This is a genomic window from Paenibacillus sp. FSL H3-0321, assembly GCF_038002865.1.
Taxonomy (GTDB): domain Bacteria; phylum Bacillota; class Bacilli; order Paenibacillales; family Paenibacillaceae; genus Paenibacillus_AQ.
The window spans coordinates 640,728-665,818 of the sequence record NZ_JBBODH010000001.1 but is presented as its reverse complement, the minus strand read 5'-3'; the positions used below and the strand labels follow the sequence as shown (position 1 = coordinate 665,818).

Sequence of the window (25,091 nt, the reverse complement as noted above, 5' to 3'; positions counted from 1 at the left end):
ATCTGAGATCCATTTTAATAGGTTCATCTAACCATGTGGTTGTGCCGATTTGAGGGTTGTGATTGGAATAATAATGTATTAAATCTATAATATGGTTTTAATTATTTACGCCCTTCTGATGTGAGCTTTGTGTAAAACCGGGTGAAAGAAATCATGCTATACTAATTGGAAAAACAGCTGGGGGTTTTGATTTTGACATACAGCAGTTCCAAACGGGGATGGCGATCGGATAAACTATCGCATTTGGGTTCTTCCATATTCTCGGAGGTATCCGAATGGAAAGCAGAAGCACGGAGGTCGGGCATCGAGGTCATCGACCTTGGGATCGGCAGTCCGGATCAGGCACCTGCTCTTGAGATTCGCCAAGCGTTAAGTGATGCAGTTCTCAGGGAGAACAGTTATTCCTATCCCGCTTCCAAGGGAAGCGGCTTGTTCCGCAAGCAAGCGGCAGCCTGGATGAAATGGCGGTTTGATGTTGAAGTGGATGATGAGGAAGAGCTGGTGGCGCTGATGGGTTCACAGGACGGGCTGGCCCATCTTGCTTTGTCCATTTGCAATCCCGGAGATTTGGCGATTGTCCCTGATCCGGGTTATCCGATTTATTCCGGTTCACTGGCGATTGCAGGGGTCAAGGCCTGGCATGTCCCTTTGCTGGAGCAAAATGACTTTCTGCCTGATCTGGACAGCATTCCTGATGAGATATGGCAGCAGGCGGTTTTTATCCTGCTCAGCTTTCCCGGCAATCCGATTGCGGTTACGGCCGATTTGGCTTACATGGAGAAACTGATTGCTTTAGCCGGGAAATGGGAGGTGCTGGTTATTCATGATTTGGCATATTCGGAGATGGGGTTTGACGGCTACCGTCCGTTAAGTATCCTGCAAGTACCTGGAGCACTAGAGACGGCGGTTGAATTTCATTCGTTCTCCAAGAGCTTTAATATGGCCGGATGCCGCGTTGGTTTTATGACCGGCAACCGCCAAGCTGTCGGCGCACTCCGTGAACTGAAGAGCAATGTAGACTATGGGGTATTTAATCCGGTACAGGAGGCAGCGGCATTTGCGCTGGAGCTGGCGATGGCTGGAGGGGATAAACTGGAGGTGGCCCCGCTTTATGAGCATCGGCGCGATGTGTTTATTGAAGCTTTGTCCTTGGAAGGCTGGTCTGTTGCTAAGCCTAAAGCGACAATGTTTGTTTGGGCACGGCTTCCGGAGGCTTGGGGAACTCCAGGTGAAGTTGGCCGATCACGCAGGTTCGCTCAAGAGCTGCTGCTAAAGACTGGTGTTGCTGTAATCCCGGGGGATGCTTTTGGTTCACAGGGAGAAAGGTTCGTCAGAATCGCGCTGGTTGAAGAAGAAAAGCGGCTCCTGGAAGCTGCCCGGAGAATCGGGGAGTTTCTTCGCAGGAACCGCTAAACGTAAAGATCATTTACTGCAATTCTTTAGGCAGGGCTACGGCCAGCAATTTATGTTCTGTCGGGATCAACGCGATTCCCCTTTCGATCGTAACATTGCCAAAATAATGGTAGCCGGCTCCGGTTTTGATAATCCCGAACAAGGCTCCGGTATCTGCATGATTAATGGAGAGGTACCCGTTCTCGTAAATAGTGAATACAGCCTTGCCAACCCGCTGCAGCAGTTCAACCTTGCTTGCCGGATTGTCGAACGTCACAACACGGTCATTCTCAAGATTGACTCCGGTGATTTGGGTTCCTTTTTGAAAGAATGCCATTCCGTTTGTGGGACCGGCCAGCCATCTGCCATAGCTTTCGTAGCTTTTTGTTGCTGTTTCTTTGCTCTGGCCGCGTGTAAACCGTGTTAGCGTATATTCATCCTTATCAAGATTCCCAGCCGCCGTATAGATATAAGAATTCTGAATGGAAGTGTAGTAATTGCTCATTCTGTCGATGTCATTCAGAGGCTGGTAGTCTTCTTGGCCTGATATTTTGCCTGTTGCCGGGTCCAATTGGACCAGTGTTAATAGATGACCCGGAACGGGAGTGGCTTCAGCATCATATTGTTCTTTTACTTGTTTCCGCAGAACCAAATGTCCCTCCTGAACACCTACATAACCATATAAGCCCTCAGTTCTCCATAACTTCTTGCCAGTTGCAAGATCTAGTCCGTAAAATTGTGTGCGTGTATTATCGACGGTGCTGGAGACGACGAGTACGCCTTTATATTCTCCGTAAATGGTGCCTACATACATGGGGATATTCGTATTCTCCCATATTTTCTTGCCTGTCACCGGATGATAGGCAGCTACGCCGCCGCTTTCATTGGAGAAATATACTTTTCCGTTAATCAGGCGGGCCTGTGCTCCGACTTCTATCGGTCGCTTTGACACTTTAACCTTCCACAGCAGCTTCCCCGTGTCAGCGGATACTTTTACGAGCTGTTCGTGATTATCGATAAAGAAGATGGAACTGTTCGTAAGGATCTGCGGCTCCCCGCCGTTTTTGTAGGACCATTTCACTTGGCCGGTAGCTATATTTTTGGCGTACAGTGTATTATTGGCGGTATAAAAGAGGATTCCATTTAAGATGGGCAGCTTGTCATACATGCCAATGCCATCTGTTGCGACGGACCACTTCAAAGGGAGAGAGGTGTCCTTGGCGGCTTTCACAGAAGTGGCGCTGGATGCTGCATAGGCGGTGTCTGTAGCCATTCCTTGCAACGTTAGGGTGGTACCGGATGATAATAAGGAAACAGCGAGAAGTGATGTGAGAATTGTTTTTACTTGTGGCAAAAGAGTCATCTCCTTGTGAATGTTCATATTAGTTAGACGTATAAATGCTTAATAAGTTTCTAAAATAAGGAAGTTGTTTATTAGTTAACATAATAATTAATATGTAAACTAATATTTCAACCGGTCCAGATTGGGGTAATAAGGAGCAACTAAAGATTTAATAGGAGGGCTCGTTATGGGATTCAATTTTGGAGGGTTCGGTGAGAAAATACAAGGTCTGGTGGATACGGTTAAAGAAGGCGGAGTGGGCAAACTGCTGCAAAAGCTGCCACAAGATCAGCTGCCGCTGGATCAATTGATGGAGAAACTCCCTTTGGATCAGTTGTTATCGGGATCGTTTCTGCAACAGTTTACGCCATTTGAGTCACTGCAAGAGCTGCTGCAAAGCGGAGGTTTCTCTGCATCTTCGGCGGAGGATTTGAAATCCCTGCCCCAGGATCAGTTGAATGAGCATGTCAGTCATACGACTTCCTTCAGTTCGTTGAAGGACATGCTGGTCAAAGCTGCGGAATTTTACAGTCAGCGTAAATAACAAGCGGAACTAACCCAGGTTACAGCTTCAGCGGGTTTGTGCGGGAAGGCGGTTAATTATTTTATATGTAAAATAACTGCTGAGCAGCTGCACACTTTACTGTAATTAAGCCGTTTTTAAGGCATCAGGCCAGCTTCGGAATACACCCGAAGCTGGCCTGATTTCACGTTACATATATTTTGTTACTTTAAGCACTATTGCCGCAGCCACGCTGTTGCCAAGAGCAGTGCTCCTTTGTTGGCATTCGTATCCGCGAGCGCATTCAGCATGACAAAGTCATGGATGATGCCTTGAAACCGGGCCGCTGTTACCGGGACGCCCGCTTCACGCAGTTTGGCGGCATAGGCTTCGCCTTCGTCCCGCAGCACATCGGCTTCTCCTGTAATAATCAGGGCTTCCGGCAAACCGCTGAGCTGCTCCAGGCTGGCCCGCAGCGGGGAAGCGGTAATCTGAGCCCGTTCCTGCGGATCTGTTGTATATTGATCCCAGAACCATTTCATCCCTTCACGCTGAAGGAAATAACCTTCGGCGAACTGGTGATACGATTCCGTATCGAATGAAGCATCGGTTACCGGATAGAACAGCAGCTGCTTGCTGATTGCCGGGCCTTTGCGTTCTTTGGCCATCAGCGTTATGGCCGCAGTCATATTACCTCCGACACTGTCACCGGCTACAGTCAATCGACCCCCGTCAAGACCATGTTCAGATCCATGCTTAGAGATCCATTCCAGCACCGTATAAATTTCCTCAATCGCTGTAGGATACTTGGCTTCCGGAGACAGGCTGTATTCCGGGAAAACAACGGCCGCATCCGCGCCGGCCGCCAGTTCACGAGTGAGCCGGTCATGAGTATGGCTGTTGCCGAATACCCAACCGGCACCGTGGATGTATAAGATAACAGGAAGTGATGAAGCAGAAGAGTTAACCGGACGAACAATTCGGATCGGAACCTCACCTTTGGGTCCGCCGGGAACAGAGAGATCCTGGATATTGGCCTCCGGTTTTTTTATTTCACCGGACTGAACGGTATCCACCGTTTCCCGGCCCTTTTCAGGACCGAGGTCAGGAAGGAAAGGGGGCTTTGCATTGTCATCGGCAAATTTCTGCGCTGCCGGTTCGAGAACGATCTTTTTATTTTCGGGCATGTTTATCGTCTCCTTTAATGAAATATGGGTTCTATCTCTCTTCAATCCATAACCGTATGTGACCTTCCTGAAACGAAACGCGTTGCAGCCCCCGTTAACCTCCCTAAAAACTTTTAACCACCCTTCATTATTATGCCTCACTATCACTACCGGAAACCGCCTCAGTATTAGGCTTACAATTGAGAATAAAGAAGGGGAAAGTAGCTCTTCCAGAAGGCAGTAAAAAATGTTCCTTCAAAAGAAAACAGGCCGCATCCTCCTTGCCCGGCAAAGAGGGTGCGGCCTGCTCTATTCAAGGGCCTTGCGCGCCGACTAACGATGTTCCAGTGTCTGAGAGTAACCGCTGCCGGAGCTGCGTTTATTGCGCAAAACGGTGACGACGATAAAGATGATCGTAATCAGCAGCGGATACAGTATTGCCCACCCGGTAAACGGAAACACCGCCAGTGTAGCGATAAAAGATATCCAGCTGATCATTACTCCAAGCCTGTTGCCTTTGAGCAGCCGGATTCCGGCAGCACAGCCTCCAATGTACGTCAGGATGAAAGTGGCATTGGGGAACTGGATCAGCGTGGTGATGGAGAGCAGGCCACTGCCGTAAAGGAGCAGTACTGCAGCAAAACAAAGCAACAAGAAACCAATAGCCCCAGTGGGCGTCTTGTACCGGCTGGACAGGCGTCCCATCCATTTGGGAGCATAGCCCTGACGGGACAAGGCAAAGGCCACCCGTGATGCAGCACTGGAATAGGCGATAATCGTCGCGGTGCAGATGAACAGGCCGGTAAGCCCGGCGATGAAGCCGCCCCATGCGCCAAGCGGCTGGCTGATGATCCAGACGAGCGAGGAATCAGCGCCTCCACGGAGGTAGCTTTGGGTTCCAACAGTAGCCAGCGCGGATAAGAAATAGAGCACCCCTACTATAATAGCGGCGATGGTAACCCCTTTAACAGCTGCACGCTGCGGGTCCTTGAACTCTTCTGAAAGATGGGAGACTGCCTCCCAGCCGATGAAACACCAGAAGAGAATAGCTGCCGCTTGCCCGATGCTCATCCAGCCATGGGGAACAAATGGCGTGAAATGCGTGCTTTCCATGCGGGGGAGTGCGGTGGCAAACGAGAACACCAGCACAGCAATGATTGAGATAACCACGGCAATTTGTACTTTGCCTGCGACCTGCATGCCCATCCAGTTCGTGATCAGGCCAATGGCCAGCATCACGGCGGCGATAACAATTCGGGCTCCGTCCCCCCAGCCCATGGCGGCCGTCATATACCCGGCTCCCGTCAGCGCAGCCACAGGTCCGCCAATGGGCACTGACATCAGGAAGAACCAGCCTACCAATGCTCCAGCCTTGGGGCCGAAGGCCAAAGTGACGAAATGGGACACACCTCCGGCGTTTGGGAATTTAGCGGAGAGGAGCCCCATCGACAAAGCCAGAGGCAGAATCAGCAGGGTCATGAATCCCCAGGCCAGCAGGGAAGCCGGACCGGCCATTTCAGCGGCCAGTCCGGGTACGATTAAAATACCTGAACCAAGCACGGCTCCGATGTATAGAGCAATGGCTTGCGGCATACCGATGTTTCGTTGCAATGTATGAGTTTCCTTCATAAATAAGATCCCGCTTTCCTTTTACCTTGTATTTAGTTATAGAGTATCAGATAATGTATCCATAGGAAAAACGGAAAGTTTGAATGTTATCCATTCGAAAAACCGATGATACATTCCTCCTGGGAAGGTTGGTGAGAGTCATATGGAATCGCGGCATTTATTTACGTTTCTAGTAGTCGTGGAGGTAGGCAGTTTTACCCGTGCTGCTCAAAAGCTGGACTATGCCCAGTCCAGTATTACTGCGCAGATTCAAGCGCTGGAGGCAGAGCTTGGCCAGCCTTTGTTTGACCGCATCAGCAAAAAAATTATTCTGACCGATGCCGGCCGCCGCCTGCTGCCTTATGCGCAGGAAATTCACAGGATGCACTCTTTGGCCCAGAATGCCCTGCGTGCAGAAAATGAGGTATCAGGAGTCCTGCGGATTGGTGCGCCAGAATCGCTGGCCGCCTTCCGTCTGCCTGGCATCATTAAGGAATTCCGCGGACAATATCCGCAGGTTCAAATCACACTGAAACCAGGCGTCTGCTGGGAGCTGGCAGAGTCCGTCCGCTCCGGTGAGCTGGATTTGGCTTTTCTGCTGCAGCCGGAGGCGGAATATAAAGACTTGTGCAGTGAAACATTGATTCATGAAGAGATGACGCTCATTGCACCGCCGGATCATCCTTTGCTGCAGCAGGAGAGTGTCGAACCGCAGCACCTTAAGAATGAAACCATCCTGTTTACAGAAACAGGCTGTACCTACCGGATCTTATTTGAGCGTCATTTGAACAGCCAAGGGGTGTTTCCCGATCCCAAGCTGGAATTCTGGAGTATCGAGGCGATCAAACAGTGTGTCATGTCCGGCCTCGGCATCTCATTCCTGCCGCTGATTTCGGTAAGAAGCGAGCTGGCCGCCGGTAAGCTGGCCCGGCTCAACTGGAATGATGAATCGCAGCGGGTTGCTACACAAACTGTTTACCATCAAAAGAAATGGAAATCGCCGGCACTTCAGGAATTTTTGCTGACGGTAGAGAAACATGCGTCAATGTGGAGAAGTACAAATACAAATGAAGGTGTATTAAATTCTGTGGTACAATAGGTTGTCGAATTCATGGGGGAGGAGGACATACATGAACGAATTGGGGCCTGACTATGAAGAAGAGCTTGAGGCCTTTCTGATCTGGATGAAGGATGCCGGATTTACGGCGTACACACAAAAATCCTATCTTGCTGATGTGCGGGAGTTTCTTGGGAGCCTGAATGGCAGAAGTCTGGAATCCGTTAAAAAGCTTCAAGTAGTGTCCTATCTGACCTCGGTCCGTGAACGCGGGGTAAGCGATGCGACGCGTAACCGCAAGCATGCCTCGGTAAATTGCTTGTTTAAGGCACTCATTGAGCTGGAATTGCTGACAGCCAATCCGGCAGCCGGGATCAAGAAATCCAAAACCGAAAAAAACCGTGAGCCGGTCTATCTGGATGAAGTGGATCTGCAGCGGTTTTTGTCTGCTGTAGAAGGCAAATACCGGAGCCGCAATTTGGCCGTTTTCTTACTGATGTCCTATATGGGGCTGCGGGTGGGGGAAGTTCATACGCTGAATTTGAGTGATTATAATGCAGAACGGCGTACACTGCGTGTATTTGGCAAAGGACGCAAATGGCGCAATGTGCCGGTGCCGGAGGATGTCGCCCCTTTTCTGCAGCAAGCCTTGAACGAACGTCTCACCCCTTGGCTTAGCAAAGAGGAGGCGATGTTTATCTCTCAGAAAGGACGCAGACTCTCGATACGGGGAATACAGGGCATAGCTGCAGATACCTTTAGCCGTTTTCAGCAGGAAGTGCCGATGGTTCACCGCCGGCCGTACTCCAGCCACAAGCTGCGTCACTCCTTTGCCACGATGCTGCTGCGCAAGGGGGCCGATTTGCGTACCGTGCAGGAGCTGCTGGGACATTCGTCCATCCAGACTACGACGGTCTATACGCATATTACGAGCCGGGAGAAGGAAGAAGCCATGTCCAGACTGCAGGTTCAGCTTGAGCCGTATTACATACAGAAAAACTGAATTTTACAGTCATTGAGGATACCTATCAGCCTGAACAAGACAAACGATGGGTTGTTATTTCCCCGCCTGGTTCAACCGGGACAACGATATTGCTCGCGAGAGCATCCAAATCTGAACAAGAACCGTTTATCGGCAACCAGGCTGGAGGCAGGGTATTTCTGTTTTTGAACACGGATGATTTTTGGAGAGATTATCAGGAAATGAATGCAAAGGGGATTGAATTTGTAAGGGAGCCGCAAGAACAATCGTACGGGACAGTTGCTGTCTTTAAGGATTTATACGGAAATCTTTGGGATCTGTTGGAGCTGAAGGAGGACCATCCGATTTCTAAAAGAATGATTGTAAGGGAGAGCGCATGCAAGTACGGTACAAAGCTGGAATTTTAGACGAATGCAATCGGCATCGCTTATCTGCTTGAAAAAATCAACACTGATTTTTAGATTGTGCCGAAACTAAATACCAGTATTTTAAATTGGTGCAATATGGAATCATTACATAGAATGAGGTGTTTTTAACTTGAAGAAAGTTGCAACTGTATTTTTGGCGACCTCTCTACTATGCTCTTCTGTGGTGTTTGCTGAGCCAACCTCTAGTTCTAAAAAGACAGAGGTTACAACAACCCAAAAGTTGTCTAGCAAAACAATAAAAGGGAATATTTTCAACCTATCCGACCAACAGATGAAAAATGCAATAAAAATTGGATTAGGCGGTAATGAGACATATTTCAAGTATTCTAAGAGTCAATCCTTCCCTATTCTATATGATAAAATGAAATTCTTGCAACCAGTGACAACACTTGTCACTCCGTATTCTTTGATTGCGAGTGAGGCCTATTTTGCTGCTGATGAATACAAAGAATTTACTTTAGCAGATGCAAAAGATATTACAAAGATGTTTGCACAGATTGATGTGCTATCATTTAGAGTTATAGCATTTGGTGATGACATTGATTTTGCAAACTCCCTCAACATTGTTTTAAAACAGGGTTCAAAATTTTATCAGCCACTAGAAATTGTTGGATTAAACGAATCGGCAGATCATACCTCTTCTTGGCCTGATTCACCAGCTTATAAAAAATTATTAATTGCAGATTTTGATATCAATAAAATTGATTTCAGTAAGCCAGCAGAATTAATTTATCTTTATACTGGTAAAGAGTTTTCAGTAACTTATAAAGTTGATTTTTCGAAAATCAAATAAATATACTAGTGCTCCATCCGGCGGAAAAATGTAGTGGGAGTTCTGCGTGTTGGTGGTATAATTATCCAAACATAAGCGGAGGTTATACCGATGCCGCGATATATCGTTACACTGACAGAGGAAGAGCGCGATGACTTGCAGAAACTCGTACAGAAAGGTGGAAAAGGCTACCGCATCAAGCATGCGCAAATTTTGCTGAAGCTGGACCAACGCCCGGAAAACACAGAGTGGACGTATAATCGCATTCAAAGTGCATACAGTGAGACACATACCACGTATAGCGAAACGCTTTGTATTTGAGGGACTGGAAGCTGAGTTAGGCAGAAAGAAACAAGAAAACCATCATCGCAAGGTAACGGGTGAGATCGAAGCGAGAATTTGTGCCATCGCCTGCTCCGCGCCACCGGATGGGCGTTCGCGCTGGACGATACAAGCCATCGCGGATGAACTCATTCGGCTGTAGGTGGTCGAATATATAACCGACAGCACCGTTTGCGAAATTATGAAAAAAACGAGATTAAACCGTGGCTCGTCAAGGAATGGTGCATTCCAGAAGCCAGTGCAGAATTTGTAGCCAAAATGGAGGATGTACTGGATGTCTATCAGCGTCCCTATGATCCCAAGCGTCCGGTTGTTTGCATCGATGAAACCAATAAGCAACTGATCAAAGAAACCCGAATTTCCTGTGCGTCGGGTCAGCCTGAAAAAGTGGATTCGGAGTATGAGCGTAACGGCGTTGCCGATGTCTTTATGATCTTTGAACCGCTTGCGGGCAAACGTGAAACCATCGTCACCACAACCCGGACAGCTGTAGATTTCGCCCAGGTGCTCAAGTATACATCGGATGTCCTATACCCGCATGCCAAGAAAGTGGTCCTGATCACCGACAATCTCAATACACATTCGACTGCCTCGCTCTATAAGACATTTTCACCGGAGGAAGCTCACCGTATTGCGAATCGGTTTGAATGGCATCATACGCCAAAACATGAGAGCTGGCTGGACATGGCGGAAATTGAAATTGGCATTATGTCGCGGCAGGCCCTGGAAAAACCACTTCCTGATATGGAAAGTTTCAAAAAACAAGTAAGTACTTGGACACAGCAACGCAACGCAGCAGGCTCGAAAGTAAACTGGCAGTTCACCACTCAAGACGCGAGAATCAAGTTGAAACGCTTATATCCAACTATTCTTTAATTACTAGCCGGATAGAGCACTAGTCTGTTTATATTTTGCGGCTTATTTCTTTTAAATAAAAGGTCGAGAAAGGAGAATTAAAAAGATCATGCAACTTAACAATCAGAAATCTATGGAGGGTAATGCCTCAACAGTCGGAGGTATCTATGAAAATTCAAAATATAAAAATTGGCAACATCCCATCCATTATTTGGGGTGATAGATCAGACAAGGTATATGTCCATGTTCATGGCAAAATGTCATGCAAAGAACATGCTAGAGATTTTGCTGAAATCGCTGTGAAAAAAGGATATCAAACGCTAAGTTTCGATTTGCCTGAACACGGGGAACGAAAGGACAGTAGTTATCGTTGTGACATTTGGAATGGCATTAATGACCTTACTCTAATTGGAGACTATGCCTTTTCAAATTGGGATCATGTTTCTTTGTTTGGGTGCAGTTTGGGAGCGTATTTCAGTTTGAATGCTTACACAAATAGTAATTTTGTCAATTGTCTGTTCCAATCACCTGTATTAAACATGGAATATCTAATTAAACAGATGTTTAATTGGTTTGATGTGACAGAAGAACAACTACGCATACAAAAAGAGATTGTAACCTCTGTTGATTTGCTGCGTTGGGATTATTATAAGTTTGTAAAGGAACATCCGGTTAAAAAATGGAATATTCCAACTTCAATCCTTTACGGCAGAAAAGACAGTATGCAATCTCTGGAAATTGTTAAGGACTTCGCGAAATCACATGATTGCAAGTTGGAAATCTCTCAAAATAGTGATCATCCTTTTATGCAAAAAGAGGATGTAAAGATAGTTCATGCATGGCTTGAAGAAAATATATGAGACTATGAGCATAATACGGATTTGAAATCCTAATTAAAACAGACCGAATCCTTGACTATAAGAATTCGATCTATTTTTTGCTACATCCCCAAAATCCCCCAAATGTACAGAGGCGCCGTCAGCATAAACACGAGGCAGGCGAACAGGATAGCGGGCGCCGCCCACTCAAACTGTCCGTGCTTCCGGTAATCAAAATAGTCCGTCCCCAGCTTGACGAAGAAAAACACCGCCAGGATCAGGTCGATGGCCGGAAACTCCACTTTATTGACGACGGATTTGATCTGGGCCGAGGCATCGTTCCAGGTGCTTTCAATGGCTCTGGACACATCTCCGGACGGAGCAGCATACGCTGCCACGCAGAAGCACAGCAAACCCAGCAGCACCAGCGTTCCAGCAATACCAGCCATTTTCGTTTTGCTTTCATCGGGATTTCCTCCCTCCAAGTCACAGAACCACCCGTTCAACGGGTGGCTTGATATCGCCCCTATAAGGGGCATTGTACTGGCTGCGCCTAAAGGCGCGGTTTCGCCAGCCATGATTACGGGCTACCCCTGGAAGGGGTTACTTTCGTGCTTTGTCTTCGATGATATCTGCTTCTTCCTGCTTTTGGATATACTCTCGAATCACATCTTTATTAATGCCGACGGTACTCACAAAATATCCTCTTGCCCACAGGTGTCTGCCGCTCCCTTGCTTCATTTCTGGAAAGCGATCAAACACCATCAGTGCGCTTTGCCTTTGAGATATCCCATAAATTCGGATACGCTCAATTTCGGTGGTATCTTCACGTACATATGCACATGATCCGCACTGATGCTCCCTTTTACCAGTTCTACGTTCTTGTACTCACATAACGTCCTTAGAATTTCCCCCAACTTCTTTCCTGATCTCCTTGAAGAAGACTTTTCGACGAAATTTTGGGATGAATATGATAGGACAACTACAATCCCACCGGGTGTGGGCTAGACTGCTACCACCCATGGGTAGCGTCCCCCTTTGCTTGAGAATTTGGCTGGCGAAACCATTTCTCAGTATAGCAAACGGGGACTTTCTTTCATCATGCCTCACGGTACTTCCTGTTCAGTTTTCCCAGGCATAGCCTGGGGCTTAATATTTGAGTTAGGCAGAAAGAAACAAGAAAACCATCATCGTAAGGTAACGGGTGAGATCGAAGCGAGAATTTGTGCCATCGCCTGCTCCGCGCCACCGGATGGGCGTTCGCGCTGGACGATACAAAGCCATCGCGGATGAACTCATTCGGCTGGAGGTGGTCGAATATATAACCGACAGCACCGTTTGCGAAATTATGAAAAAAACGAGATTAAACCGTGGCTCGTCAAGGAATGGTGCATTCCAGAAGCCAGTGCAGAATTTGTAGCCAAAATGGAGGATGTACTGGATGTCTATCAGCGTCCCTATGATCCCAAGCGTCCGGTTGTTTGCATCGATGAAACCAATAAGCAACTGATCAAAGAAACCCGAATTTCCTGTGCGTCGGGTCAGCCTGAAAAAGTGGATTCGGAGTATGAGCGTAACGGCGTTGCCGATGTCTTTAAGATCTTTGAACCGCTTGCGGGCAAACGTGAAACCATCGTCACCACAACCCGGACAGCTGTAGATTTCGCCCAGGTGCTCAAGTATACATCGGATGTCCTATACCCGCATGCCAAGAAAGTGGTCCTGATCACCGACAATCTCAATACGCATTCGACTGCCTCGCTCTATAAGGCATTTTCACCGGAGGAAGCTCACCGTATTGCGAATCGGTTTGAATGGCATCATACGCCAAAACATGGGAGCTGGCTGGATATGGCGGAAATTGAAATTGGCATTATGTCGCGGCAAGCCCTGGAAAAACCACTTCCTGATATGGAAAGTTTCAAAAAACAAGTAAGTACTTGGACACAGCAACGCAACGCAGCAGGCTCGAAAGTAAACTGGCAGTTCACCACTCAAGACGCGAGAATCAAATTGAAACGCTTATATCCAACTATTCTTTAATTACTAGCCGGATAGAGCACTAGCTTATTTTAAAGCGCCTGAGTTTGGGTGCTTTTTCCATGTTACTTGCAAAGCCTGCACTCTTCTCTCCTCCTTTCTCCTGTTAAACCACATGAAAGTCATGTTGTATCAACATCTTAAACCCTTATAAATAAAGTGTTTCTATTATGCAATTTATTAGAAGGTGAGTAAAATAACAAACGTCGCAACAAGTGGATCAAAGATATCCGAATCAATAAAGTACAACCCAGGACTTTATCGTCCACAGCTGCCGCTGTTTTTAGTGGGGGCTTGTCTAATGCTTAATTTTCTTTCTACATCAGAAGCACTGGTAAAAGGCATAAATCCAGAATAATAGTTAACATAACTAATGTTAAGTTAACTATGTCTCTTTTTGCACAATTGCTAACTTGAAAAGGGGGGCAGCCCGTAAAGTTCAGTGTACAATTCTTTTCCTCTGCTGTTATCCAGATGCCGCTAAATGACTCATGTGGTTAAGGCTTCTCTTCAATAACAAAAACAACTTGTTATTATTTTGTTTTTGATTTATTCTAACTGTTATTGAGGCTTTAATATAGCTGGTAATTATTTAAGGTTATCGGTACACGAAATAACATGTTATTACTAAATTAGTAGGAGGACGTGGGGATGAAGGAAGTTTTTTATAAAGGAATGACTTATGGCTGGGAAACAAAAAGAGGAGAGTACCGGAAAGATTATGCTGCGGATTCGATGAAAAAGCTGGCTGATACCGGAAGTGAGTGGATCGCTTTGTCCTTCTGGACCTGGCAGGATACAGTGTTCTCAACAGATATTCATTTTGATTACGGTTACACACCGACAGATCGGGATATCGAACATGCGGTGCGGAATGCGAAGGAGCAGGGCCTGAAGGTCTGCCTGAAGCCTGTAGTCAACTCCAGAGATGGGATTTGGAGAGCGCGAATCGGCTTTCCTGAGGATGGAGACGCTTATTGGGCAGCCTGGTTCGAGTCCTACACGAATTTCTTGAAGCATTATGCGGAGCTTGCAGAGGAGCTGGGCTGCGAAATGTTCTGTATCGGCTGTGAAATGGTAGCTACAGAATATAGGGAAGCAGAATGGCGGGAAGTTATCCGTGAGGTGAAGAGCCTGTATACCGGCCCCATCGTTTACAATGCCAATCATGGCAAAGAAGAAGGGATTCAGTGGCTGGATGCGGTCGATCTCATCGGAACCAGCGCATATTATCCTGTAGCCTCTGTGCCAGGGGATTCCTATGAGAATATGCTCACCGCCTGGGAGAAGCAGAAACCCCGGCTTAAGGCTTTAGCCGAAAGATTCAACAAGCCGCTTGTTTTTATCGAAATTGGCTGCCGCAGCGCACTCGGCTGTGCCACTATGCCGTGGGACTTTACGCATAAGGATCTGCCTCATTCGGAAAGTGAGCAGGCTAACTTTTATCGTTCGGCACTTGAAACCTTTTGGAATGAGCCTTGGTTCGCCGGTTTCTTCTGGTGGGATTGGAGCACAAAGCTCTACGCTCTGGAAGAGGCTTCGTCCAACAATGGTTTTGATATTTATGGTAAGGAAGCGGAGCAAGTGCTGAAAGAGTATTACAAATTGCCAGTCACAAAATAACTCTGTCTCAAGGGTCCAGAACGCTCTTGGAAATTTTAAGCATTAAATTAATGTCATTGTCAGGCAAAAAAGATTCATGTTATAGTACTTAAGGAAAATCCGTCCTTCTATTCGCGGGGTTAATATTCCATCCGCTTGAAGGGCGGTTTCTTTTGCGTGCCGTAAGCATAAAATAAGGCTGTCCCGGTCATCGAAATGACCAGGACAGCCCCGTGCTAACCAGTAAAATGGTTACAATTCAAGCTTGGAAATTTCCGCTTTAAGCTTCTCTGCAGATTTCTGGAACATTGCCTTTTCGTCTTCACTCAGCGGCAGATCCAGCACTTCGCGAACGCCGGAGCGGTCAACAACACATGGAGCACCGAGGAACACATCCGAAACTCCGTTATAGTTGTTCAGCAGCGTGGAGACATTCAGCACAGCGCCTTCATTGTGCAGAATCGAAACCACGATCCGGTCCAGGGCAAGAGCAATCGCATATGAGGTAGAACCTTTGGCGTCGATAATTTCATAGGCGGCGTTCTTGGTGTCTTCAAAGATCTCCTTGCGTTCCGCTTCATCAAAGCCCAAATCGATACCGGCCACATTGGCAAGGCTCCATACCGGAAGCTCGGAGTCACCGTGTTCACCGATAATTTGACCATGAATGCTGCGGGGATCTATTTCTTTATGAAGACCGATCAAATAGCGGAACCGCGCACTGTCGAGCACTGTGCCGGAACCGATGACCCGTCTGCGGTCGAAACCGCTGATCTTAAGAGTGGCATAAGCCAGGATATCTACCGGATTCGTAGCAATCAGCAGAATGGCATGCTGATTGTATTTCGTAATCTTTTGGATGATATCTTTAAAAATCGCGATGTTCTTTCGCAGAAGATCAATCCGGGTCTCACCCGGCTTCTGGGAGGCGCCGGCGGTTACGATAATAATATCCGCTTCCCGGCAATCTTCATAGGTTCCTGCCCACAGCTTTACACCGCCGACAAACGGCATGCCGTGGTTCATGTCCAGCGCTTCACCCAGCGCTTTCTGATGATTAACATCGATTAGTACCAATTCAGGCATCCGTCTGCGCAGAAGCAGCGTATATGCGGTTGTTGTACCGACTGCACCGGTACCGATAACTACGACACGATTGGGCTTAAATGGGGGGGCCATTGTTCCATCTCCTCCGAATTTCGATTTTTTTGTGTCCAATCTTATCCATCATAAGCTCTGGAGTTAGTGTTTTCAAGCAGCTTGTTTTTAATCCATTACCCGAAAACGGGCAAGCTAACAACGCGCTTTCGCAGAGAGGAGGTAGCTATGTTTAGTATTGCTGCACTATTTATGTATCTTGGGGCTGGCATTCTGCTGAAAACTTATTCCGGGTCCGGCACTGGGATTGTCAATCATTGTGAAGACATCATCGTAGCAGTTCACCCTGTTTAAGATTGCCGGTGCACTCCCAAAGTGGCCAATTTTTATCGGACTGGGCATGAAGCTGCTAACCACGGCACCATAGGAGTTCTACACTCATTTCATCGACAGGAGAGAATTTAAGAATGGATTTATTCCGCAAAAAACCGCTGACCGCGCCTCAAAGCGCCGATGGCGCTAAACTAAGCAAGACACTGGGTGCGCTGGATCTTACAACACTTGGTGTAGGGGCCATTATCGGCACCGGGATATTTGTTATGACAGGAGTCGCAGCCGCGGAGCATGCCGGGCCGGGCCTTGTGCTCTCCTTCATTCTCGCCGGGTTTGCCTGCGTGCTGTCCGCACTGTGTTATTCAGAATTTGCTTCAACGCTCCCGGTGTCCGGCAGCGCTTATGCCTATAGCTATGTCGCTTTCGGCGAATTGCTGGCCTGGATTCTGGGCTGGGATCTGGTGCTGGAATATGGGGTTGCGGCAGCGGCGGTAAGCAGCGGATGGTCAGGCTACTTCCAGGGCCTGCTGGATGGTTTCGGCCTGCATTTGCCCACAGCACTCTCCGGGGCTTATAATGCGGACAAAGACACTTATGTAAATCTGCCCGCCATGATCATTATTTTGCTGATCTCCTATTTGTTGACCCGCGGAGTCAAGGAAACGGCCCGCTTTAATGCAATTATGGTTGTGATTAAGCTGTCTGTAGTGCTTCTCTTCATAGTTACGGGATTTTTCTATGTGAAACCGGAGAACTGGACGCCATTTTTACCGTTTGGCTTCCATGGGGTGGTGAATGGGGCGGCTACCGTCTTTTTCGCCTATATCGGCTTTGATGCCATATCGACTGCAGCGGAAGAGGTGAAGCGCCCGCAGCGTGATTTGCCTATCGGAATCATTTCATCCCTTGCAATCTGTACCGTGCTGTACATTACTGTCTCACTGGTTCTGACAGGGATCGTGCCTTATCAAAGCCTGAATGTCAGTGATCCCGTTTCCTACGCCCTGCGATTCGTGGACCAGAATATGATTGCCGGTCTAATCTCTGTAGGCGCTATCGCCGGGATGACCACAGTTCTGCTTGTTATGCTCTTCGGCCAGACCCGTCTCTTGTTCGCGATCTCACGGGACGGGCTGCTGCCGAAAAGCTGGTCCAAGGTAAGCGCCAAGACGCATACCCCCGTGCGCAGCACCTGGATGGTCGGCGGATTGATCGCTGTGCTCACCGGGTTTGTTCCACTGGACCGGCTGGCTAACCTGACCAGCATTGGGACACTCTTCGCTTTTCTCGTGGTATCCTTGGGTGTAATTGTACTGCGCCGTACCCATCCGAATCTGAAGAGAGGGTTCACGGTGCCTTGGGTGCCATACATCCCGCTGCTTAGTGCGGCAACCTGCGCTTATTTAATGTATAATCTGGGGAGAGAGACTTGGATCGGCTTTGTCATCTGGCTGGCTGTCGGACTACTGATCTATTTTCTATACGGATACAAAAACAGCAAACTGAATCAAAAATAAACGATAACAGAAGAGGAGAGAGAGCTTTGTCATCCCAAACAGCAGATTTCAAGGTTCTGAGAACGCTACTGGTGGTTCTCCTGAGCCTACTCATACTCTCGGCTTGCTCTTCTTCTCCTGCTCCTGAGCCCACTCAGCCACCTCAGCCGACGGAAGCGCCGGAAGAAGGGCAGACGATTACCCTGATTACACCCGATGCCAAAAACTTAGTCAATAAAGATACACCCAAATATCAAATACAGACCCGGCTTACGGATTTCAGATTGTTAACCGCTTCTGCAGGACTGGCCTGGGGTGTTACCAAAAATGAGCTTCGGATCTATATGACCAAAGATAACGGGGAAACCTGGGCGAATATTTCACCTTCTGCGAATGTGCAGTTTCTGTCTAATCCGGTGTACAGCCAAGAGATTTTCTTTACCGATCTTGAGAACGGCTGGATAATAAGAAGTGCTTTTGGAACAACAGAAACCGTTGTGCTGCGTACAACCGATGGCGGACTGAGCTGGAAAATCTCTTCTTTTCCGGATGCGAATACGATCTCTTCCATCTACTTCAGCTCTCCGAGCCATGGATGGCTGATGACCTCCTGGGATATCAATGCCACTAAAGCAAGCAAAGCGCTGTATGCAACGGCAGACGGGGGGGCCACATGGAATATGGTTATGCAGAACGAGCAATATAATCCGAAGCTGCCAAATCATGCAATTCCGATGGCGGGCGTGACGACCGGGATGATCTTTAAGGATACAGACCGTGGATTCGTGACCCTCCAGACCGGAGCGCTGCCCAAGATTTACACGACTAAGGACGGTGGAGCAACCTGGAGTCAGGGACCGGAGTTTCTAGTGAATGAACAGTGGAGAGGCTGCGACAAAGTGATCACCGGAGAACCGGAATTTTTCGGCAATAACAGCACATCCGGGTGGTTGCCGGTGGCCTGCCAGAAAGATAAGGAAGCTTCCATCACATATAATGGATATTTTACCGCCAATAGCGGAGAAAGCTGGACATTCACTTCGTTCGGTCTGGGTATCCAGACAGGGATCAACCGCCACCTGGCTCCTGCCTTTTTAAATTCTCAACTCGGCTGGGCCTTGAAAGGAAATCTGATGTATAAGACGATTAATGCGGGAGCAACCTGGACAACACTTCCGGCCAGCAGCGTTTTGCAATCCAAGCTTTTGGAATATCCGGAGATTGTAAAGCTGCAGTTTATTTCAAAGGATGTTGGCTGGCTCTTAATTGAGAAAAAAGAAAATCGACGATCTATCCTGCTGCAGACGACCAATGGGGGCGTAAGCTGGCGGGTAATGTGAGTTGATTTAGCGGGGAGGCTGCAGATGGCAGTCTCTTTTTTTTCAAAATATAAGAATTTATATGCTTCACGGTATAAATTATCCTTCTATTTCTCGCTGAAACGGATACCGTCCTTTTGAGGACGGCAAAGCCGGCTCCACTTGTCAATTCATCCCTGTGTTACAATAAGTAGCAGGTGAATCTATGAAATTCATACATATGGAGTGAAGAAGATGCAAGATTTTAATACAATCAAGTCAGTAGAGGAATTGCGTGCTATACTCGGCTATCCAAGCGAACTGGTGAAGAACAAAGCGATTGATGCTCTGGATGAGCATTGCCGCCAGTTTATCTCTAAGTCACCATTGTTGATCATGGCCACTTCGGATGCGGAGGGGTTATGTGATGTCTCACCCAGAGGGGATTTGCCGGGTTTTGTACTTGTTCTGGATGACAACCATCTTGTCATACCTGAACGGCCCGGTAACCGACGAATGGATTCGTTAAGGAATATTCTGTCCAATCCAAACGCGGGCCTTATCTTCCTCATTCCGGGTCTGGAAGAAACGCTCAGAGTGAATGGTCATGCTTATATTGTCCGTGATGAAGAGCTGCTTGTCCGAATGGAATCTCATGGGCGGACTCCGCTGGTAGGCATAGTCATTGAAGTGGAAGAATGTTATATGCATTGTGCAAAATCGTTAAAGCGCTCCAGTTTGTGGAATCCTGACTCTTGGATTACAAAGGCTGAATTGCCGAATGTTGCTCAAATGATATCCGATCATGCCAAACTTCCTGGTATGAACGCAGAAAAAGTAAAAGCTTCACTGCAAGACAGCTATACCAACCGAATGTATTGATGTTCTGGACGTAGAATGAAGCAAAAAAACGTATTTAAAATTTTCTTTAAAAATGTGAAAAAAATCACATGACAAAGCGCTGAGCGTGTGATATATTTAACACATAGAAAGCAAGTTCATTTTTTCACAAACTTTCATTCCGAATAGGAGAGATTACAATGACAACTTTTGAAACGGATTATATGACTAGAAACCTTCTGCAATTATGCTATAACTGTGATGATGCACACCTCTGTGAAACTGAAGAACAATGCAGAGCCTGCTGGGCGGACAACGGAATGCTTCCGGAAGAAGAGAACGAAACCAAGCAACTCTTAGATCTTGTACATGCTTAATATTGATAGGCAGAATGAACGTTTTTAAAGACCACTTGAGTTCTCAAAGCTGAGAGCCGGGTGGTCTTTTTGGTAGGCAGCCAGTCGTCGTCTGCTAACGGCGAATATGGTTTTCATCTTTTTGTGATGCTGTATGAACCGGAACAGGCATATACATGTACAGAAGCGACTGCAGTCATGCGGAAAGCTGAAAAATGGGGATTAAGGAGGAATAAGTCATGGGGATAGGCCCGGATTCTTCTTGGATGTTTGATCTTACCGGGACGGTAATACCGATTTTTCTCGCCCTGATGATTGGCATTGTCGCTGTATCTGCTGGCAGGGGGCTGCTTCAATGGAGCCGGAACAACAGCTCACCCCTGTTGACCGTTCCTGCCCGGATCGTCAGCAAGCGCAGTGAAGTCCGCCAGCAGCAGCTTCAGGATGAGAATCAGAGCAGCCGCACCAGTACAACCTACTATTTGACCTATGAGACGGACGAAGGCGCCAGGATGGAATTTAAAGTGGACGGAAATGAGTTCGGCATGAGCGCAGAAGGAGACAGAGGTGTGTTGACTTACCAAGGTACAAGATATCACGGGTTTCAGCGCAGCCTGCATTACTCCACAGCTGATTGATTTAACTGTCTGTGATACGAATTTGGTTCGGTTTACAATAGAGCTGAGTACTGTACAATCCCCTTGTTTCCGGTCTGTGGAGCAAGGGGATATTTATATTGTCTGGATCTATACCTAATAATAACTAACAAGGAGCTATGAAATGATGAATTATTTGCATAAAACTGTAATTGTCACTGGAGCCGGCCATGGTATTGGCAGAGCGATCGCCGAAGCTTATGCATCCGAGGGAGCCAGCGTAATTATCGCAGAGCTCGATGAAAGCACAGGAGGCATGGCGGCAGCCGAAATCTGCAATCAAGGCGGAACTGCTGAATTTGTCGCTTGCGACGTAAGCAAGGAGGAGGACATTACTGCACTGGGTTGCCCACACAACAGCTAAGTACGGGACCATTGATATTCTGATCAATAATGCAGGCATAGCGAATCCGCATACCTCTACGTTGTACGAGCTGTCAGTGGAGGAATGGGATAAAGTACTCAATACCAATGCACGCAGTGTATTTCTGGCAACCCGGGAAGCGGCCAAAGTTATGCGCAATAATCCGCAAGGCGGAGCCGTCGTAAATCTGTCATCAACCCGTTCATTAATGTCAGAACCGAATACGGAAGCCTATGCGGCGTCCAAGGGAGCCATCGCTGCTCTGACCCATGCCATGGCGGTTACGCTGGGGAAAGATGACATCACGGTAAACTGCATCAGTCCGGGCTGGATTGAGACGGGAGATTATGCGGAGCTGCGTGAGATTGACCATAGCCAGCATCCTTCGGGACGGGTAGGCAGACCGGAGGACATCGCCAGAGCCTGTCTCTATTTAACGGCACCGGATAATAATTTCGTTACAGGAGCACAGCTTATCATTGACGGTGGCATGACCCGCAAAATGATTTATGAGCCATAACTATGCAATCCAAGTAGCGGGAAGAAAATAGGCGTGAACTGTCACCTCTTAGGCGAATGCACATACAATACAGCGAGCAGTCAAGAGATGTGGAAGCTTGCGAAGCAGGTTTTGCAAGAAGTCCGGCAAGAAGCGGATGCCTTCAGAACTGCTACGAAGCAAAAGGAGGAGAATGTGTGGCCGTCATCAAAGCGAACTCGGAAGATGTGAAGGTGCTTGCGCGGCTGATGCGGGCGGAGGCCGAAGAGGACGGAGAGGCCGGCATGCTTATGGTCGGGAATGTCGGCGTCAACCGGATTCTCGGCAATTGCCTGGACTTCAACAATATCCGCAATATTAACGATATGGTGTTTCAAAGTCCAGGTGGCTTTGAAGCGCCCCAGAAGGGGTACTTCTATCAGCGTGCCCGGGAATCCGATATTCGCCTGGCCAAAAGAGTCATCGCCGGAGAACGACGCTGGCCGGCCTCTAATGCCTTATGGTTCTTCCGTCCTGTAGGCGAATGTCCCGCCACCTGGTATAACCAGCAGAACACCGGCCGCTTCAAAGCTCATTGCTTCTTTACTCCAACCAGCGCGGATTGCCCGGCTGTATATTAGTACACCCGGCCCAGCGGGGAGAGACAGTATGCTTCCGTAGTCTGTCTCCCCCCGCTGAAACTGGTAAGCGAAAATTGTGATGTCGCAACATGTTCTAAACGAAGTGTATTCAAGGAAGCAAATGCTGACAAAACTTTTAGGAGGTTTTACACAAATGATAGGTCAACCTTACCGTCCCGTTACTTATATGATTGGCAGTACTTCTTCTTCCACTGGCATGAACGGAGGCGGAATGCCTGCCAGCGGCTACATGGGCAGCATGCCGCCTCAAGTCACCAGCGGGAGCCCCATGACGCCTACAGGAAGCGTGATGCCGACCACAGCCCCGGCCTTTGAACAATCCTACATTGAGAACATTTTCCGCCTCAACCTGGGCAAGATCGGGACCTTTTATTTCACATATGAGAACAACAAGGATTGGAATGCCAAGGTTTACAAAGGCGTGCTGGAAGCAGCCGGACGGGATCATATCATTATCAGTGATCCAGCTACCGGACAGAGAACTGTGCTGCTGATGATTTATTTCGATTATGCCACCTTCGATGAGCCGCTTGCTTACCAGTATCCGGGAGTCATCGGAAATCCGCCGGTCGCCCGCAACTTCCGTTAATCCCCTGAACAACTATCCATAGAAGACATTTTGTAAACGGCAGTCCGCCTGTAAATGGGGGCTGCCGTTTTTTTGAGTGAAATTGGAGGATTGGATAATCGCGCTGAACCGATTGTAAATAGGCCGCAAAAGCAAAAAAACCTGATAGCGCTCCTACCGCAGTTATATAGTCAGTTCACCTCTTTTGGAGGCAAAGCTGAACGCGTCAAGTTTGACGGAGGGGGTGCAGAAGATTTAACATATATAAAAGCGCATCGACAACGTTTTTTTGCATTCGTTAACCTTGTTTTATACCTTTTATACGGAGTATGTCCATAAGAAGGAAAACTAGATCATATTTTTACTCCGGTTTACACCTGTTTTTATGGAGTGAGTAATAATATAATAATGTATATATTTATAATCCGTGATTCTAGTCAGGAGTTGAAGGCATTGGGAAATTGATACTGAAAGGAACGTTTGGCGTTTCACTAGCTAACATTTTGAAAAATCGAAGGAGGTGGGCCTATCCACCCGATACGAAGAACGGTGGATAGGAGTATAAATTGAGCGACCCTTTACCCGGTATATTACATGTAGGTCTTATTCTTTTGCTTGTGCTGTTTAATGGCTTTTTTGTTTCGGTTGAATATGCGATGGTCAAGGTACGAAGCGGCCGCATTGAAGCACTGATTGAGGAGGGCAGTAAAAGAGCACCTGCAGCAAGAAATATTGTCCACAATCTAGATGCTTATCTGTCCGCCTGCCAGCTTGGTATCACGCTTGCCTCGCTCGCACTCGGCTGGTTGGGTGAACCGGCCATAGCTACGATTGTGGGACCGCTTGTAACAAGCCTAGGCTTCGGTGAAACAACCGTATATGTGATCTCCCTCATTATTGCCTTTATGTTCATCACGGTGCTGCATATTGTACTAGGCGAGCTGGCACCCAAGACGATTGCGGTGAACAAAGCGGAGAAGGTGCTTCTGCTAACGGCAGGTGCGATGAACGTCTTCTACCGGATCATGTATCCATTTATCTGGATCGTCAATGGGTTAGCAGGCGGACTGCTGCGTTTCTTCCGCCTGGCACCGGCTTCAGAGCTGGCCACGGCACATACAGAGGAAGAAATCCGCATCCTCATGCAGGAGAGCAACAAGAGCGGGCTGATCGACAATACAGAAATGACTCTGGTGGACAATATCTTTGAATTTGCCGATACGATGGCCAGAGAGATTATGATCCCCCGAACCGAAATGATCTGTCTTAACAGTCATCTGACGGCAGAAGAGAACCTTGAGATTGCCTTTGACGGAATGAGAACGCGTTATCCGGTTTGTGATGGCGATAAGGACCATATTCTTGGCTTTATCCATATTAAGGATCTAATCCGGGATCAGGCGCCGAAGTACAACGAATTGATTCGTCCGATTCTTACCGTTCCAGAGTCCATTCAGATCAGTGCACTCCTGAAGGTGATGCAGCGGGCGAAGACTCAAATCGCCATTCTGATTGACGAATACGGCGGTACGTCAGGCATGGTTACGCTTGAGGATATTATGGAGGAGATTGTCGGAGAAATTCAGGATGAGTTCGATGAGGAGCGTCCCGGTGTTGAGCAACTAGGGGAGGATGAGTTTTCCATAGACGGCCTCATGCTGATCGAAGAGATCAACGACACGCTGGGGCTTCATATGGAGACGGAAGACTATGATACTATAGGCGGCTGGCTATACTCCAAGTTAGAAGTCAATCCGCCGCAAAAAGGGCAAACCGTTGAATTCGACGGCCATCTGTTCGTGGTAGAGGAAACTGAGAACAAGCGGATTTCCCGGATTAAGCTATTGAAGCTGCAGTTTTTGACGGAGGAAGCTGGAGCATAAACTTATTTAGCATTACACAAAAAAGGCACTAGCGCAGAATTAGCGCATTGCCTTTTTTGTGTGTGATCCAATACCACAATTTAGCATTGGGAGACCGATTCGAGTCGTTTCTTGTCGGGTAAGAAAGTTTAATTAGCATCTTTGTACTCAGAA

At 47.7% G+C, this 25,091-nt stretch carries 23 protein-coding genes and 4 pseudogenes; 21 read left to right on the top strand and 6 right to left on the bottom strand.

All coding sequences use genetic code 11. The features are described 5' to 3' along the window. Nucleotides 1-192: 192 nt before the first annotated feature. Nucleotides 193-1,413, top strand: a complete 1,221-nt coding sequence (locus MHI45_RS02695) for an aminotransferase class I/II-fold pyridoxal phosphate-dependent enzyme (RefSeq protein WP_076114116.1) — start codon at nt 193-195, stop codon at nt 1,411-1,413. Between the two features lie 13 nt (nt 1,414-1,426). Here MHI45_RS02695 and MHI45_RS02690 read toward each other — a convergent pair whose 3' ends face one another. After that, nucleotides 1,427-2,746 (bottom strand): outer membrane protein assembly factor BamB family protein, encoded by a 1,320-nt coding sequence (locus MHI45_RS02690; protein WP_076114117.1) that lies wholly within the window; start codon nt 2,744-2,746, stop codon nt 1,427-1,429. Between the two features lie 175 nt (nt 2,747-2,921). On the opposite strand from MHI45_RS02690, the gene MHI45_RS02685 reads away from it, so the two are divergent. Further along, on the top strand, nt 2,922-3,278 hold the full coding sequence (locus MHI45_RS02685; RefSeq protein ID WP_076114118.1) for a hypothetical protein: 357 nt from the start codon (nt 2,922-2,924) through the stop codon (nt 3,276-3,278). 194 nt (nt 3,279-3,472) lie between these two features. On the opposite strand, the gene MHI45_RS02680 is transcribed toward MHI45_RS02685, so the two are convergent. Together MHI45_RS02680 and MHI45_RS02675 are read right to left on the bottom strand one after the other, a co-directional pair. Further along, entirely contained in the window at nt 3,473-4,423 is a 951-nt protein-coding gene (locus MHI45_RS02680) for an alpha/beta hydrolase (protein WP_076114119.1), read from the bottom strand. 312 nt (nt 4,424-4,735) lie between these two features. Next, complete coding sequence (locus MHI45_RS02675; protein ID WP_076114120.1) at nt 4,736-6,031, bottom strand: APC family permease; 1,296 nt, start codon at nt 6,029-6,031, stop codon at nt 4,736-4,738. A 142-nt stretch (nt 6,032-6,173) separates the two neighbouring features. Here MHI45_RS02675 and MHI45_RS02670 point away from each other — a divergent pair, with 142 nt between their 5' ends. The 6 genes and pseudogenes from MHI45_RS02670 to MHI45_RS02645 all read left to right on the top strand — a co-directional run bounded on the left by MHI45_RS02670 (nt 6,174) and on the right by MHI45_RS02645 (nt 11,306). Next, nucleotides 6,174-7,109, top strand: coding sequence for a LysR family transcriptional regulator (locus MHI45_RS02670; RefSeq protein WP_076114122.1), 936 nt, complete (start codon nt 6,174-6,176; stop codon nt 7,107-7,109). 31 nt (nt 7,110-7,140) lie between these two features. After that, a complete protein-coding gene (locus tag MHI45_RS02665; RefSeq protein ID WP_076114123.1) occupies nt 7,141-8,070 on the top strand; it encodes a tyrosine-type recombinase/integrase in 930 nt (309 codons plus the stop codon). Then, a pseudogene (locus MHI45_RS02660) lies at nt 8,055-8,456 on the top strand (VOC family protein); the annotation flags it as partial. The gene MHI45_RS02665 and the pseudogene MHI45_RS02660, both read left to right, overlap by 16 nt. 130 nt (nt 8,457-8,586) lie before the next feature. Continuing rightward, a complete protein-coding gene (locus MHI45_RS02655) occupies nt 8,587-9,270 on the top strand; it encodes a hypothetical protein (protein ID WP_076114124.1) in 684 nt (227 codons plus the stop codon). Nucleotides 9,271-9,354: 84 nt separating this feature from the next. Then, nucleotides 9,355-10,467: pseudogene (locus MHI45_RS02650) on the top strand (IS630 family transposase). A 146-nt stretch (nt 10,468-10,613) separates the two neighbouring features. Continuing rightward, complete coding sequence (locus tag MHI45_RS02645) at nt 10,614-11,306, top strand: alpha/beta hydrolase (RefSeq protein WP_038592726.1); 693 nt, start codon at nt 10,614-10,616, stop codon at nt 11,304-11,306. A gap of 80 nt (nt 11,307-11,386) precedes the next feature. On the opposite strand, the gene MHI45_RS02640 is transcribed toward MHI45_RS02645, so the two are convergent. Continuing rightward, nucleotides 11,387-11,842 carry a DUF3852 domain-containing protein gene (locus MHI45_RS02640; protein WP_341118894.1) on the bottom strand — a complete coding sequence of 152 codons (456 nt, stop codon included), beginning with the start codon at nt 11,840-11,842 and terminating at the stop codon, nt 11,387-11,389. 25 nt (nt 11,843-11,867) lie between these two features. Continuing rightward, a pseudogene (gene tnpA / locus MHI45_RS02635) lies at nt 11,868-12,287 on the bottom strand (IS200/IS605 family transposase). Nucleotides 12,288-12,602: 315 nt separating this feature from the next. On the opposite strand from tnpA, the gene MHI45_RS02630 reads away from it, so the two are divergent. Both MHI45_RS02630 and MHI45_RS02625 read left to right on the top strand, forming a co-directional pair. Beyond that, nucleotides 12,603-13,307, top strand: a complete 705-nt coding sequence (locus MHI45_RS02630; RefSeq protein ID WP_341118893.1) for an IS630 family transposase — start codon at nt 12,603-12,605, stop codon at nt 13,305-13,307. Between the two features lie 648 nt (nt 13,308-13,955). Further along, the gene (locus MHI45_RS02625; RefSeq protein WP_076111166.1) at nt 13,956-14,927 is read left to right on the top strand and encodes a glycoside hydrolase family 113; all 972 of its coding nucleotides are present in this window, start codon (nt 13,956-13,958) and stop codon (nt 14,925-14,927) included. Nucleotides 14,928-15,158: 231 nt separating this feature from the next. Here MHI45_RS02625 and MHI45_RS02620 read toward each other — a convergent pair whose 3' ends face one another. After that, nucleotides 15,159-16,085: an L-lactate dehydrogenase gene (locus tag MHI45_RS02620; protein WP_038592719.1), complete on the bottom strand. Its 927-nt coding sequence runs from the start codon at nt 16,083-16,085 to the stop codon at nt 15,159-15,161. A 147-nt stretch (nt 16,086-16,232) separates the two neighbouring features. Between MHI45_RS02620 and MHI45_RS02615 the strand changes: the two genes are divergently transcribed. The 11 genes and pseudogenes from MHI45_RS02615 (at nt 16,233) to MHI45_RS02565 (ending at nt 24,938) form a co-directional block, all read left to right on the top strand. After that, nucleotides 16,233-16,358 (top strand): hypothetical protein, encoded by a 126-nt coding sequence (locus tag MHI45_RS02615; RefSeq protein WP_341118892.1) that lies wholly within the window; start codon nt 16,233-16,235, stop codon nt 16,356-16,358. Nucleotides 16,359-16,471: 113 nt separating this feature from the next. Next, nucleotides 16,472-17,854: an amino acid permease gene (locus tag MHI45_RS02610; protein ID WP_076111165.1), complete on the top strand. Its 1,383-nt coding sequence runs from the start codon at nt 16,472-16,474 to the stop codon at nt 17,852-17,854. 26 nt (nt 17,855-17,880) lie between these two features. Continuing rightward, the gene (locus MHI45_RS02605; protein ID WP_076111164.1) at nt 17,881-19,173 is read left to right on the top strand and encodes a WD40/YVTN/BNR-like repeat-containing protein; all 1,293 of its coding nucleotides are present in this window, start codon (nt 17,881-17,883) and stop codon (nt 19,171-19,173) included. 213 nt (nt 19,174-19,386) lie between these two features. Continuing rightward, complete coding sequence (locus MHI45_RS02600) at nt 19,387-20,013, top strand: pyridoxamine 5'-phosphate oxidase family protein (protein WP_076111163.1); 627 nt, start codon at nt 19,387-19,389, stop codon at nt 20,011-20,013. Between the two features lie 158 nt (nt 20,014-20,171). Beyond that, a complete protein-coding gene (locus MHI45_RS02595) occupies nt 20,172-20,348 on the top strand; it encodes a hypothetical protein (protein ID WP_179091757.1) in 177 nt (58 codons plus the stop codon). Nucleotides 20,349-20,572: 224 nt separating this feature from the next. Continuing rightward, a complete protein-coding gene (locus MHI45_RS02590; RefSeq protein WP_076111174.1) occupies nt 20,573-20,965 on the top strand; it encodes a DUF2500 domain-containing protein in 393 nt (130 codons plus the stop codon). 145 nt (nt 20,966-21,110) lie between these two features. Continuing rightward, nucleotides 21,111-21,867: pseudogene (locus MHI45_RS02585) on the top strand (SDR family NAD(P)-dependent oxidoreductase). Nucleotides 21,868-22,043: 176 nt separating this feature from the next. Beyond that, nucleotides 22,044-22,466 (top strand): cell wall hydrolase, encoded by a 423-nt coding sequence (locus MHI45_RS02580; RefSeq protein ID WP_076111162.1) that lies wholly within the window; start codon nt 22,044-22,046, stop codon nt 22,464-22,466. A gap of 217 nt (nt 22,467-22,683) precedes the next feature. Continuing rightward, nucleotides 22,684-23,076, top strand: a complete 393-nt coding sequence (gene gerQ, locus MHI45_RS02575; protein WP_439823169.1) for a spore coat protein GerQ — start codon at nt 22,684-22,686, stop codon at nt 23,074-23,076. 72 nt (nt 23,077-23,148) lie between these two features. Beyond that, the gene (locus MHI45_RS02570) at nt 23,149-23,394 is read left to right on the top strand and encodes a hypothetical protein (RefSeq protein ID WP_076111160.1); all 246 of its coding nucleotides are present in this window, start codon (nt 23,149-23,151) and stop codon (nt 23,392-23,394) included. A 227-nt stretch (nt 23,395-23,621) separates the two neighbouring features. Next, nucleotides 23,622-24,938, top strand: coding sequence for a hemolysin family protein (locus MHI45_RS02565; RefSeq protein WP_076111159.1), 1,317 nt, complete (start codon nt 23,622-23,624; stop codon nt 24,936-24,938). Nucleotides 24,939-25,091 lie beyond the last annotated feature (153 nt).